The 13032-nt window shown below is 60.8% G+C and carries 11 protein-coding genes; 1 reads left to right on the forward strand and 10 read right to left on the reverse strand.

What is annotated here, in order from left to right:
* Positions 1–17: 17 nt before the first annotated feature.
* The 4 genes from FGL86_RS14530 to FGL86_RS14545 form a co-directional block, all read right to left on the reverse strand.
* The gene (locus FGL86_RS14530; RefSeq protein WP_147185270.1) at positions 18–965 is read right to left on the reverse strand and encodes a Nudix family hydrolase; all 948 of its coding nucleotides are present in this window, start codon (positions 963–965) and stop codon (positions 18–20) included.
* Positions 966–1018: 53 nt separating this feature from the next.
* A complete protein-coding gene (argJ, locus tag FGL86_RS14535; RefSeq protein ID WP_147185271.1) occupies positions 1019–2242 on the reverse strand; it encodes a bifunctional glutamate N-acetyltransferase/amino-acid acetyltransferase ArgJ in 1224 nt (407 codons plus the stop codon).
* A gap of 23 nt (positions 2243–2265) precedes the next feature.
* Positions 2266–4989, reverse strand: coding sequence for a preprotein translocase subunit SecA (gene secA / locus FGL86_RS14540; RefSeq protein ID WP_147185273.1), 2724 nt, complete (start codon positions 4987–4989; stop codon positions 2266–2268).
* Between the two features lie 90 nt (positions 4990–5079).
* A complete protein-coding gene (locus FGL86_RS14545; RefSeq protein ID WP_147185275.1) occupies positions 5080–5424 on the reverse strand; it encodes a hypothetical protein in 345 nt (114 codons plus the stop codon).
* 97 nt (positions 5425–5521) lie between these two features.
* Here FGL86_RS14545 and FGL86_RS14550 point away from each other — a divergent pair, with 97 nt between their 5' ends.
* Positions 5522–5986, forward strand: a complete 465-nt coding sequence (locus tag FGL86_RS14550) for a DUF721 domain-containing protein (RefSeq protein ID WP_147185276.1) — start codon at positions 5522–5524, stop codon at positions 5984–5986.
* A 162-nt stretch (positions 5987–6148) separates the two neighbouring features.
* On the opposite strand, the gene lpxC is transcribed toward FGL86_RS14550, so the two are convergent.
* The 6 genes from lpxC to murC form a co-directional block, all read right to left on the reverse strand.
* A complete protein-coding gene (gene lpxC, locus FGL86_RS14555; protein WP_147185278.1) occupies positions 6149–7072 on the reverse strand; it encodes a UDP-3-O-acyl-N-acetylglucosamine deacetylase in 924 nt (307 codons plus the stop codon).
* Between the two features lie 156 nt (positions 7073–7228).
* Positions 7229–8401: a cell division protein FtsZ gene (ftsZ, locus tag FGL86_RS14560; protein WP_147185280.1), complete on the reverse strand. Its 1173-nt coding sequence runs from the start codon at positions 8399–8401 to the stop codon at positions 7229–7231.
* Positions 8402–8433: 32 nt separating this feature from the next.
* A complete protein-coding gene (gene ftsA / locus FGL86_RS14565; RefSeq protein WP_147185282.1) occupies positions 8434–9708 on the reverse strand; it encodes a cell division protein FtsA in 1275 nt (424 codons plus the stop codon).
* A 214-nt stretch (positions 9709–9922) separates the two neighbouring features.
* On the reverse strand, positions 9923–10630 hold the full coding sequence (locus FGL86_RS14570; RefSeq protein ID WP_246131652.1) for a cell division protein FtsQ/DivIB: 708 nt from the start codon (positions 10628–10630) through the stop codon (positions 9923–9925).
* A 6-nt stretch (positions 10631–10636) separates the two neighbouring features.
* The gene (locus tag FGL86_RS14575; protein WP_147185284.1) at positions 10637–11575 is read right to left on the reverse strand and encodes a D-alanine--D-alanine ligase; all 939 of its coding nucleotides are present in this window, start codon (positions 11573–11575) and stop codon (positions 10637–10639) included.
* The gene (gene murC / locus FGL86_RS14580) at positions 11572–13017 is read right to left on the reverse strand and encodes a UDP-N-acetylmuramate--L-alanine ligase (protein WP_147185286.1); all 1446 of its coding nucleotides are present in this window, start codon (positions 13015–13017) and stop codon (positions 11572–11574) included. The genes FGL86_RS14575 and murC overlap by 4 nt, the downstream gene beginning before the upstream one ends.
* Positions 13018–13032: the final 15 nt, after the last annotated feature.

The raw sequence follows: 13032 nt of genomic DNA on the forward strand, positions 1-13032 counted from the left end.
GAACTTATTTCCAGAACTTATTTCCAGAAATCCCGGATCGAGGCGATTCCCTGAGCGCCGACGCCCCGGGCGTGATTGGTATCCTTGCGGGTCATGCCGCCCAAGGCATAGACCGGCATGCCGGCGGTTTCCACCAGCTGCTGAAAATCGTGCCAGCCAAGCGGCGCCGTGTCCGGATGGCTGAGAGTGGTGCGCAAGGGCGAGAGCGTCACGAAATCGCAGCCAATGCGCTTGGCCTGCTCGAGCTGCAAGCGGTCGTGGGTGGATGCGGATAGCCACTTGTCCTGGCTCAGAGGTCGTGTCTCGAGCTGCATCAACCGGTCGCTGGTCAAGTGAATGCCGTCCGCATCGACGCTTTCAAGCAGTCGAGGATCGCCGTTGAGAGAAAGCCTTGCCCCGTAGCGGCGACATAACTCCAGGGTCTGCTGCGCGCGATGCAGGTAAGCGTCCGGACTCAGCGTCTTGGCGCGTAGCTGTACCAGGCGAATGTCGTCTTCCCACAGCGCTCTCTCGAGCCGGGTCATGAATAGCGTATCGTCGTCTTCTTCGGCACTGATCAGGTATTCCGTTGGCAGCATGACCGCCTGCAGCACCGGCAGATTGGCCGCGGGAAAGGAATAGTGGAATAACTCCCCGAGCCTGACCCAGCGCACCGCCTGCCCTTCACGACCAAAGGGTTCGCCGGCAAAGTCGTAGACCTGCCAGACATCGAGCAGCAGCTGTTTGTCCGGGTATTCATGATGAACGCGAATCAGCGGCTGGGCACGCCGTATCTCGACTCCGAGCTCTTCCTGAAGCTCGCGTTTCAGCCCCTGATAACCGGTCTCGTAGGGAGCGAGCTTGCCACCGGGAAATTCCCAGAGCCCCGCCTGGTCGACATTGGCAGGGCGCCGCGCGATCAGCACCTTCCCCCCGTCAGGACTCAGAATTGCCGCCGCCGCCACGTGTACCCGTCTCTTGATCATGCCATTCCCTGAGTTGAAAGCTTGTCAGCACGTCGAAAGAATCGTTTCGCGCCTCAACTGCGATAATCCGCATTGATGGAGATATAGTCATGGGAGAGATCCGTGGTCCAGATCCGCGCTGACCGAGTGCCACGCCCAAGGGCGATACGAATCCTGATATCTTCCCGAGCCATGACCGCGCTGCCTGCCTCCTCCGTATAGCTCTCCGCCCGCCCACCGGCTTCCACGAGACGCACCTCTTCTAGATCGATGGTGATGCCATCCACATCGAGATCCTCGATCCGCACCCTGCCTACCGCCGCCAGAATACGCCCCCAGTTGGCATCGCTGGCGTAAAGGGCGGTCTTGACCAGCGGAGAGTGCGCGACGCTGAAGGCGACTTCTCGCGCCTCTTGCCGGGAGCGGGCCTGCTCGACTTCCAGGGTAACGAACTTGGTAGCGCCTTCGCCGTCACGAACGATCGCCTGAGCGAGCTCGACCAGGACCTCATTCAGCGCCTCGCCGAAAGCCGCCAGCGTCGACTCGGAATCCAGGCGCGCACCTTGGCCGGTAGCGATCAACATGCAGGCGTCGTTGGTGGAAGTATCGCCGTCAACGGTAATGCTGTTGAAGGAATTCTCGACGCCATCCTTCAGCAGCCGATCCAGCATCTGCGGTTCGATGGCAGCATCCGTGGCCACGAATCCCAGCATGGTGGCCATATTGGGACAGATCATGCCGGAGCCCTTGCTGATGCCGGCGATAGCGACCTTCTGGCCATCGATTTCGAGCGTTCGCGCCGCTCCCTTGGGCCGGGTATCCGTGGTCAGGATACCCTCGGCGGCGGCCTGCCAGCCTTGGCTATCCAGGGTCTCAAGCGCACCGGGCAAGCCAGCCAGCAGGCGTTCCATGGGCAGAGGCTCGCCGATCACCCCGGTGGAGAACGGCAGCACTTCATCCGTCGAGACATTGCCTAGTCCAGCCAGGGTTTCGCAACTTTGCAGCGCATCCCGCAGGCCTTGCTCTCCGGTGCCCGCATTGGCATTACCGGTATTGATCAACAGGTAGCGCGGTGCCTTGTCCTGTTCCCGGGTGGCCGCAAGATGGCGCCTGGCCACCTGCACCGGCGCCGCACAGAAGGCATTGCGAGTGAAGGTGCCGGCAACGCTCGCCCCGGACGCGATTTCCATCACCACCAGATCCCGACGCCCGGGTTTCTTGATTCCCGCCATGCCGGTGCCCATACGCAGCCCGGCAATCTCCGGCATCTGCGGAAAGAAGGCGTTTCCCACTGCCATGCGCTTGTCTCCTGGTGTTAAATTTAGCTCAACCTGCCACAGCACTGCTTGAACTTCTTCCCTGAGCCGCAGGGGCAGGGATCGTTGCGCCCCACCTTGGGTCCCTGGCGGCGATGAGGTCGATTCTCCTTGGCTTCCGCCGCTTTCGGCTCGGCTTCTTTCTGCTCCGTCAGGGCTTCGTGACGGCTATCCGCCGACGCCTGTTCTCGCGCCAGGGTTTCGCGGCGCTGCTGCTCGAGTTCTTCCACCTCCTCCTGGCGGCGTACCTTGACATGACTAAGAATGCGCGCGATATCCCGTTTGATATTGGTCAGCAACCCTTGAAACAGCTCGAAGGCCTCGCGCTTGTATTCCTGCTTGGGATTCTTCTGCGCGTAGCCGCGCAGATGGATGCCGCGGCGCAGGTGATCCATGGACTGAAGATGCTCCTTCCAGCGCGTATCCAGCACCTGAAGCATGACCTGCTTCTCGAAACGGCGCATCAGCGCCTCGCCCACCGCTTCCACTTTGGCGGCATAGACATCGCGATGCTGTGACAGCAGGCGTTCCCGCAGTTTTTCCTCGTCGAAACGCTCGTCTTCCTCCGCCCACTGGGTCAGCGGCACCTCGAGATTGAATTCCTGCTTGAGATGCACCTCCAGGCCTTCCAGGTCCCACTGCTCCGGCAAACTCTGAGGCGGCACGAAGTCGCTGACCGCCTGGTCGAGCATTTCATCGCGAATGCCGGCGACATTCTCGGAGACGTCCTCGGCGCCGAGAATCTCGTTCCGCTGCTCGTAGATGACCCGGCGCTGATCGTTGGCCACATCGTCGTATTCGAGCAGCTGCTTACGGATATCGAAGTTTCGCCCCTCGACCTTCTTCTGCGCCCGCTCCACCGCGTTGGACACCATCTTGTGCTCGATGGCTTCGCCGCGTTCGAGCCCCAGCGCCTGCATCAAGCGCTGTACCCGCTCGGAGCCGAACAGGCGCATCAGATTGTCTTCCAGTGACAGGAAGAAGCGCGTCGAGCCCGGATCCCCCTGTCGCCCGGAACGTCCGCGCAGCTGATTGTCGATGCGCCTTGATTCATGTCGTTCGGAGCCGATCACATGCAGACCGCCGGCAGCCAGCACCGCCTCATGACGCTCCTGCCAGGCGGCCTTGATCGCTTCGACCTGTTCGCTGTCGGGGTTGTCCAATTCCGCGATTTCCGCCTCCCAGCTACCGCCCAGCATGATGTCGGTACCGCGACCCGCCATGTTGGTGGCGATGGTGATAGCACCGGGGCGTCCGGCCTGAGCGATGATCTGCGCCTCGCTCTGATGCTGCTTGGCATTGAGCACGTTGAAGGCGATTCCCTCCTTGCGCATCAGCTCCGCCAGATATTCAGAGGTTTCGATGGAAGCGGTACCCACCAGCACCGGCCGTCCCGCCTCGGTCACCGCCTTGACATCCTCGATGATCGCCTCGAACTTCTCCTCGCTGCTCATGTAGACCAGGTCGTTCATGTCATTACGGATCAAGGGCTTGTTGGTGGGAATCACCATCACGTCCAGACCGTAGATCTGGCGAAATTCGAAGGCTTCCGTATCCGCGGTACCGGTCATCCCGGCCAGCTTGTCGTAGAGACGGAAATAATTCTGGAAGGTGGTGGAGGCCAAAGTCTGACTTTCCCGCTGCACCGTCACATTTTCCTTGGCTTCCACCGCCTGGTGCAGCCCTTCCGACCAGCGCCGCCCGGGCATGGAACGCCCGGTATGCTCATCGACGATGACTACCTGGCCCTCCTCGACGATGTAGTCCACATCCCGCTGGTAGAGATGCCGCGCTCGCAGCGCCGAATGCATGTGCTGCAGCAGGTTCAGATTTTGCGCGGCGTACAGGGAATCCTCCTCCCCCAGAAGCCCCTGCTGACGCATCAGTTCCTCGACCTTGGTATGCCCATCCTCGGTCAGTTCCACCTGCTTCTGCTTTTCGTCCAGGATGAAATCGCCGGTGGTCGGGTCTTCCGCGTCGCTGCATTGGCTCAAGCCCAGCGCCAGCTTATCGACGACCCTGTAAAGCTCGGTATTCTCCTCCACCGGTCCGGAAATGATCAGGGGCGTGCGCGCCTCGTCGATCAGGATGGAATCGACCTCGTCGACGATGGCGTAATGCAGCCCTCGCTGCACCTTCTCTTCCAGGGAGAAGGCCATGTTGTCGCGCAGGTAATCGAAGCCGTATTCGTTGTTGGTGCCGTAGGTGATATCGCAGGCGTAGGCCTCGCGTTTCTCTTCCTGGTTCTGTCCGGCGAAGATGACGCCGACGCTGAGGCCCAGGAATTCGTAGAGCGGGCGCATCCATTGGGCGTCTCGCCGAGCCAGATAATCGTTGACCGTGACCACGTGCACGCCCTTGCCAGGCAGCGCGTTGAGATATACGGCCAGAGTGGCCACCAGGGTCTTGCCCTCGCCGGTCTTCATCTCGGCGATACGCCCCTGGTTGAGCGCCATGCCGCCGATCAGCTGAACGTCGAAATGACGCATGCCCATCACCCGCTTGCTGGCCTCGCGTACCACCGCGAAGGCTTCCGGCAGCAGCGTGTCCAGGCTCGCCCCGGAAGAAAGCCGCTCGCGAAACTCTTCGGTCTTTGCCTGCAGCTCAATGTCGTCCAGCGCCTCGAAACTTGACTCGAAAGCGTTGATCTGAGAAACGCCTTTGCTCAGGCGTTTGACGACACGGTCGTTTCTGGTACCCACTACCTTGCGTAACAACGTGTTTAACATGAAGAATCCATTGGTTGACGAATGCTGAAGCCCTTTGTCGGAAAAGCACCTGACTTTTCCGCGGCGGGCTCTCGAAACTCTCGAAAGGAATTATCCTTCAGCGCTGCAAGGTGGACCGCGACGCGAAAGCACATCGTGACCGATACTCGGCTGTGCCGAATCCGGCGTGAACCATCCGATCGGGCTGGGTAAGCGCAACGGCAGACTGTCCGGCGGGAAGTTGTCGCGACGCAGGGAACAACGGCGGCGGAGCGCGCGGCGACGGCTCTGGGCAAGAATCGCGGCGGGCGCCAGCAGGCAGGCATGCACGATACGCACGGACAGGCGCGGCACGCTTGCCTGCACGAGACTTGCCGGCAGCAGACAACCTACCAGCAGACCCGCCAGCCACCAGCGTGAACACTGGCGGCCGCGAGACGCGAGATGGTCGCTCATGCTGTCAGTGAACTCCGCTGCATGCTAGATTGCTCATTCCTGGGGTATTCGGCTTGAAAGCGATCGGTATGAAAACGATAGATTCGAAAACAAGGCCATGAGTATAAAGGTTAAGCGTTTCCGCGCCCAGCCCGTTACCCGTCTGCTCGAAGGCAGGGGCGACCTGGGGGATCTGATACGTCAGACCCGCCTGATCGATTGCGCTCAGCAGACCCTGCGGGAAGCCTTGCCGGAAGACGTTCGTGAGCATGTGTTCGTCGGCGGATACCGCGACGGCAGGTTGACGCTGATCACGGATCGAGCGGTCTGGCTGACCTGGCTGCGCTATGAACAGGCCAGATTGCTGGCGGCTCTGCATCGCCTGCCCCAATTTCGCGCAGTGCTCGGTTTCAATTTCAAGGTGCGGCCGGTACGCCCCCTCAAGATAGCGCCTCGACAAACACGCCATTTTTCCCCACAGGCCGCCAGCGAGATCGCCAGCTGCGCCGAAGACACAAGCGATCCACGCTTGAAGCGCGCCTTGGAACGCCTGGCCGCCCACGGCAAGCATCAGACGTCGTAGACGCACGACACATCGGTACTGCTTTCTACAAGTCGGAATGACTTCTCATGAAAGCGGCCTGCAATAAAAAGCCGCTTTCTCGCAACGAGAAAGCGGCATCAATCGACAACGTGATCCGACGACACAACCAGCTAGAACGACGCCGGCAGTGGCCAGTCCCTCTTACGCCATGGCCGGGGCGGCGTAGGAAATCGGCGCGCGCTGGGCGTCCCTTTCGAAGGTGACGATTTCCCAAGCGTCCGGCTGAGCCAGCAGGGCGCGGCACAGCTGGTTGTTCAACGCATGACCGGACTTGATTCCGCGGAATTCGCCGATCAGGCTATGGCCAAGCTGGTATAGGTCGCCGATGGCATCCAGCACCTTGTGCTTGACGAACTCATCGTCATAACGCAGACCGCCTTCATTGACGATGCGATATTCATCGACCACGATCGCATTGTCCAGGCTGCCGCCCAAGGCCAGGTTATGGGAGCGCAACTGCTCCAGGTCCCGCATGAAACCGAAGGTACGCGCCCGAGACACTTCCTTGACGAAGGACGTGGTGGAAAAGTCCACTACCGTGCTCTGCTTGCGCAGCTCCGCCACCGGGTGATCGAAATCGATCGCAAAGGAAACCTTGAACCCGTTATATGGCAGGAACAGGGCTTCCTTGTCCCCCTCTTGAACCCGTATCTCGCGCTTGATACGGATGAAACGCTTGGGCGCCTGCTGCTCCTCGATGCCTGCGGACTGGATCAAGAAGACGAAAGGACCCGCGCTGCCGTCCATGATCGGCACTTCCGGCGCGCTGACTTCGACATAGGCGTTATCAATGCCCAAGCCGGCAAAGGCGGACATCAGATGCTCGACGGTGGCCACCTTGGCACCGTCGCGCTCGCCGTTATGGGTCAGCGCCGTGCACAGGGTGGTATCGGTGACGTTTTGCGCACGAGCGTGAATCTGCACTTCCGGCTCGAGATCGGTACGCACGAAGACGATACCGGTATCCGCCGCCGCGGGGCGCAGGGTCAGGTAGACCTTTTCGCCGGAATGCAGGCCCACGCCTGTGGCACGAATGGTGTTCTTGAGAGTACGTTGTCTGATCATGAGTTATGGCCGAACGTTGTCGTAGCGTTGTGGATTTAGTTATAGAACAGCGTTCACTATAGCAGCGAACGACTGTTCTAACCAAACAAAATCCTACGGCCATCATCATAAAGTCGATAGTCAATCTCAATAGGCGCAGCCGATTAGTCGTCGTGATCAGTCTGCCTGGCGACGCAGGAACGCCGGAATATCCAGATAGTCGTCAAGCTCCTGGGACTTGCGTCGTTCCGAGGACGACGACTGGGCAGCGGCTTCCTGTTCAGCCTTGGCCGCCTGCTGGCGTGCCACCGCCGGCTGCTGCGCCATCTTGCGATAATCCCTGGACTGAGGTCGCATGGCAGCGGATTCACGGCTGGCAACCTTCTGCTGACGCGCATCAAGCCCCGCCGCCACCACAGTAACCCGCAGTTCGTCGCTCATCTCCATGTCGATGGAAGTGCCCACGACGATGGTGGCGTCCTGAGAAGCGAACTCCTGCACCGTGGCGCCCACATCGTTGAACTCGCCGATGGAAAGATCCGGTCCGGCGGTGATGTTGACCAGAATGCCGCGAGCGCCGTGTAGGTCGATATCCTCGAGCAGCGGGCTGCGAATGGCTTTTTCCGCGGCTTCCCGCGCGCGACTTTCACCGGTAGCGCCACCGGTGCCCATCATCGCCATGCCCATTTCAGACATGACCGTGCGCACGTCCGCAAAGTCGACGTTGATGATGCCGGGACTGGTAATCAACTCGGCGATTCCCTGAACCGCGCCCAGCAAGACGTCGTTGGCGGCGCTGAAGGCGGTCAGGAGGCTGGCATTCTTGCCCAGTACCGCCAGGAGTTTTTCATTGGGGATGGTGATCAGGGAATCCACGTGCTCGGAGAGCTCCTTCATGCCCTCTTCCGCGGCGCGCATGCGCTTGGGGCCCTCGAAGGGGAACGGCCGGGTCACCACCGCCACCGTAAGGATACCCATTTCCTTGGCGACCTGAGCCACCACGGGTGCGCCGCCGGTGCCAGTGCCACCCCCCATGCCAGCGGTAATGAACACCATGTCGGCGCCCTGGATCAGCTCGGCGATACGCTCGCGATCCTCCATGGCCGCCTGACGACCGACCTCCGGATTGGCGCCGGCGCCCAGGCCCTTGGTGATTTCACCACCCAGTTGCAAAACCGTCTTGGCGGAGACCCGCTTGAGCGCTTGAGCATCCGTGTTGGCGCAGATGAAATCGACGCCTTCGATGTTGCTTTCCACCATGTGATTGACGGCATTACCACCGCCGCCGCCGACTCCGATGACCTTGATGATCGCGCTGCTGGAGGGTGCGCTGTCGACCAATTCGAACATTTGTCCGTCTCCTGGACCGCTTATCGGTCCTGTCAGAAATTTCCTTTGAACCACCGCTTGATCTTTTCTAACGAGGAAGCCTCGTTCTTGCTGCCTCGTCGAGAGACGTCTTCGCGCTTGGGTTGCGCCGCGCTTGCACGGCTCTGGCCTTGCCTGGCGTCGTGCATTCCGTAATGTAACAAACCCACTCCCGTGGAATAAATCGGATTGCGGACCACATCCGCCAGCCCTCTGACGTTCTGCGGGCAAGCAATGCGAACCGGCATGTGAAAAATCTCCTCCGCCAGTTCAACCACGCCCTCCATGCGTGACGTGCCGCCGGTCAATACCACGCCGGCGGCCACCAGATCCTCGTAGCCGCTGCGACGCAGCTCATCGCGAATCAGGGTAAAGAGTTCCTCATAACGCGGTTCGACCACCTCCGCCAAGGCCTGACGGGAAAGATCCCGTGCGGGCCGCTCGCCGACGCTTGGCACCTTGATCAACTCGTCGCTGGCGGCAAGCTGGGTCAGGGCGCAGGCGTACTTGACCTTGATCTCTTCCGCGTACTGGGTCGGCGTGCGCAGCGCCATGGCGATATCGTTGGTCACCTGATCCCCGGCGATGGGAATCACCGAGGTATGGCGAATGGCGCCCTCGGTGAACACGGCGATATCCGTGGTGCCCCCACCGATATCCACCATGCACACGCCCAGTTCCCGTTCGTCCTCCGTCAGCACCGCGTGACTCGAGGCCAACTGTTCCAGCATGATGGCGTCCACTTCCAGGCCGCAGCGGCGCACGCACTTCTCGATATTCTGTACTGCATTAAGGGCTGCGGTCACCAGATGCACCCGCGCCTCCAGGCGCACCCCGGACATGCCCAATGGCTCACGAATCCCCTCCTGGGTATCGATGGCATATTCCTGAGGCAGTACGTGCAGCACCCGTTGTCCTTCTGAAATCGCGCGCGCTCGAGCCGAATCGATCACCCGCTCGATATCGGAAATACTGACTTCGCGATCCTTGATGGCAACCACTCCATCGGAATTCATCGAACTGATATGACTACCGGCAATGCCCACATAGACCGAGTGAATGTCGCAGCCCGCCATCAGCTCCGCTTCTTCGACTGCACGCTGAATCGACTGCACGGTGGATTCGATATTGATCACCACGCCTTTCTTCATGCCTCGCGAAGGATGCGAGCCAATACCGGCGATTTCGATGCCACCATCGTCCGTCGCCTGGCCGACAATGGCCACCACCTTGGATGTTCCGATATCAAGCCCGACTACCATAGAGGAAGCATTGGATTGAACTGCCATGGGTCGGGATTACTCCTTGATTTTAATCCGGGTTAAACGTCGGTCAATCCGACGCGAAAATATGATTGGCAAGTATAGAAAACTTATGCCTAATCACCAGCCTTATCGTGAAATCCGATCCAGAATACGGACATTTATCGTGAAAAGGAACACCCGGTTCGCCCTGTTGGTCAGCCTTTCGAGCTAAAAAGAGCCCACAGTACCCCCGCGCATTCTAATCGTCGATTTCAGTTTCTCCATGCCAGGCAACGGCGACACCATTGGGATATCGCAGGTCGATGTAGCGAATATGCGACACCTGTTCAGAGAGTCGTCTCTGCCATGCAGCATAAAGACGATCCAGGCGTTCCTCGCGATCACTACGGCCCAGCATGACCCATACATCATCATCGAACTGTAATCGCCAGGCGCCGCGCGGCTCCAACCTGAGTTGAGTGAGTTGTATCGCCAAGGGCGCCAGACGCCGACGCAGCGTATCGTAATAGGCCAGCACTTCCGGCCCACTGCCCGGCGGCCCCGCGAGATCCGGCAGACCAACGGGTGGCGACAGCGGCGCGAAGGCAAAGGGCTCGCCCTTTTCGTTGAGCAGAAATTCGTCTCCCCATCGTGCCACCGGATGCTGCTCGAAAAGCTCGAACACCAGCGCGTTGGGCCATTTTCTGGATATTCTCACTTCCGACAGCCAGTCGATACGTCGAACACGCCGACGTAATTCGTTCAAATCCACCGAAAGCCAGCTTTCCCCCTTCACAAAAGGCGCAAGACGCGCTTTCAGATAGTCCGAGTTGACATGTTCAAACTCTCCGCTGATCGACACTCGTTCGATAGGCTGATCAAGCCACACCCATAGTGCACGGCCGCCGGCGCCCAGCATCAGGATCAACAATATCAGTCCGATCAGCGAGCCTCGCCGCATAGCCATCGCGCTCTATTCGCCTCTCGCGGTGTCGAGAATGGCCAGCACCAGGGCATCGAAGTCGAGTCCCGCATGCCGGGCAGCCTGAGGCACCAGGCTGTGGTCGGTCATGCCCGGCACCGTATTGACCTCCAGAAGCCAGAAATTGCCCTGCGCATCGCGCATCACGTCCACTCGTCCCCAGCCGCGCCCGTCGATGGCCGCGAAGGCTCGCCGACAAAGTTCACCGAGCCGCGCCTCTTCACGCTCATCAAGACCGCAGGGCAAGTGATACAAGGTGTCATTGGCATGGTATTTGGCGTGGTAATCGTAAAAGCCGCTGGGCACCTCGACACGAATCGCCGGCAGCACCCTGTCGCCAAGTAGCGACAGGGTGTATTCCTCACCTTGAATGAAGCGTTCCGCCATGACCGCCGCGTCGAAGCGGGACGCTTCCCGATACGCCGCAGCGAGCGTCTGTGCATCCTCGACGATGGTGATGCCCAAGGTAGAGCCTTCATGTACCGGCTTGACGATCAGCGGCAGCCCGAGTCGCTCGCAAACTCGGGACCAGTCGCTTTCCGCAGACAGCATGATGCTATCCGGCGTGGGAAGCTCCAGGGCACGCCACAGCGCCTTGGTACGTTCCTTGTCCATGCCCAGCGCCGAGGCCATGACCCCACTGCCGGTGTAGGGAATATCGAGAAGCTCCAGGGCGCCTTGCAGCGTGCCATCCTCGCCGCCGCGTCCGTGAAGAGCGATGAACACGCGATCCGGCGCCAGGGCTTCCAGGCCGATCAGTCCGCCTTCCGCCAGATCGTAACCGACCGCATTCACGCCGCTGCGCTGAAGAGACGTCAGCACCGCCGCGCCGCTGGTCAGAGACACCTCCCGCTCCGCGGAATGCCCCCCGTATACCACCACCACGCGGTCAGAATTCAGCGCGGCAGCGTTGGATTCGTCTTCTCTCATAGGGTTACCTCGTCAAGCTTCAGGCGATGTTCCGCCAGGCGCAGGGCGATGCCGCCCACGTCCCCGGCGCCCTGAGTTATCAGGATATCCTCCGGTCGCAGTACCCGAGACAGCAGGTCCGGCAGTTCCGTCTTGGTAGCGGCGAACAGCGGGTCGACCTTGCCGCGCTGGCGTATCGAACCGGCAAGCGCCTTGCCGTCCGCGCCGGCCAGGGGCGCCTCTCCCGCAGCATAGACGTCCAGCAGCACCAGCGTATCGACCTCGGAGAGCACCCGAACGAAATCCTCGTAGAGATCCCGGGTGCGGGAGTAGCGATGCGGCTGATAGACCATGACCAGACGCCGACTGGGCCAGCCGGCCCGCACCGCGCGAATCACCATCTCGACTTCCCGGGGATGATGACCGTAATCGTCCACCAGCATGACCTCGCCATCGCCCCCGGGAGCGAGAAAATGCCCGTGCACCTGGAAGCGCCGGCCGACCCCGGCGAAGCTGGCCAGCCCCCTGAGAATCGCCGCGTCCGATACCCCGGCATCGCTGGCGACGACGATGGCCGCCAGGGCGTTCAGGGCGTTGTGCTCCCCGGGCATGGCCAGGCGCACCGGCAGCGGTTCCCGCCCTTCCGGGCGCAGGGCGGTGAAGCGCACCTCTCCTGCTTCCTGGCGAAAATCGACGATGCGATAATCCGCTTCCGCGTGAAAGCCGTAGGTGACGAAATGGCGCTGCACGCGGTCCAGCAGGCTGTGCACGTGACCGTCATCGATACAGAGGATCGCCAGGCCGTAGAAGGGCAGGTTGTGCAGGAAATCGACGAAGGTCATCTTCAGGCGTTCGAAATCGCCGCCATAGGTCGCCATGTGATCCGCGTCGATATTGGTGACGATGGACACCATCGGCTGCAGATGCAGGAAGGACGCATCGGATTCGTCCGCCTCGGCGACCAGATAATCCCCCTCTCCCAATCGCGCGTTGGTACCGGCGCTGGTCAGCTTGCCGCCGATGACGAAGGTCGGATCCAGCCCGCCCTCCGCCAGCAGGGTAGCGGTGATGCTGGTGGTAGTGGTCTTGCCGTGGGTGCCCGCCACCGCGATACCGTGACGAAAGCGCATCAGTTCCGCGAGCATCTGGGCGCGGCGCACCACGGGTATGCGATGCGCCTGGGCCCAGCGAATCTCTGGATTGGTGTCGTCCACCGCCGTCGATACCACCACCACATCCGCCTGCTGGACATTCTCCTCGCCATGACCGATGGCGACACGAATCCCGCACGTTCGCAGATGGGTGGTGACCGGCGATTCTCTGAGATCACTGCCGCTGACTTGGTATCCCTGATTGGCCAGCACCTCGGCAATACCGCACATGCCGACGCCGCCGATACCCACGAAATGAATATTCCTGATACGGCGCATGCCAAGTCCACGATAAGGCGAATCCTGTTGCATGACGCCCAATTCCTT

It is taken from the genome of Pistricoccus aurantiacus (genome assembly GCF_007954585.1).
GTDB lineage: Bacteria > Pseudomonadota > Gammaproteobacteria > Pseudomonadales > Halomonadaceae > Pistricoccus > Pistricoccus aurantiacus.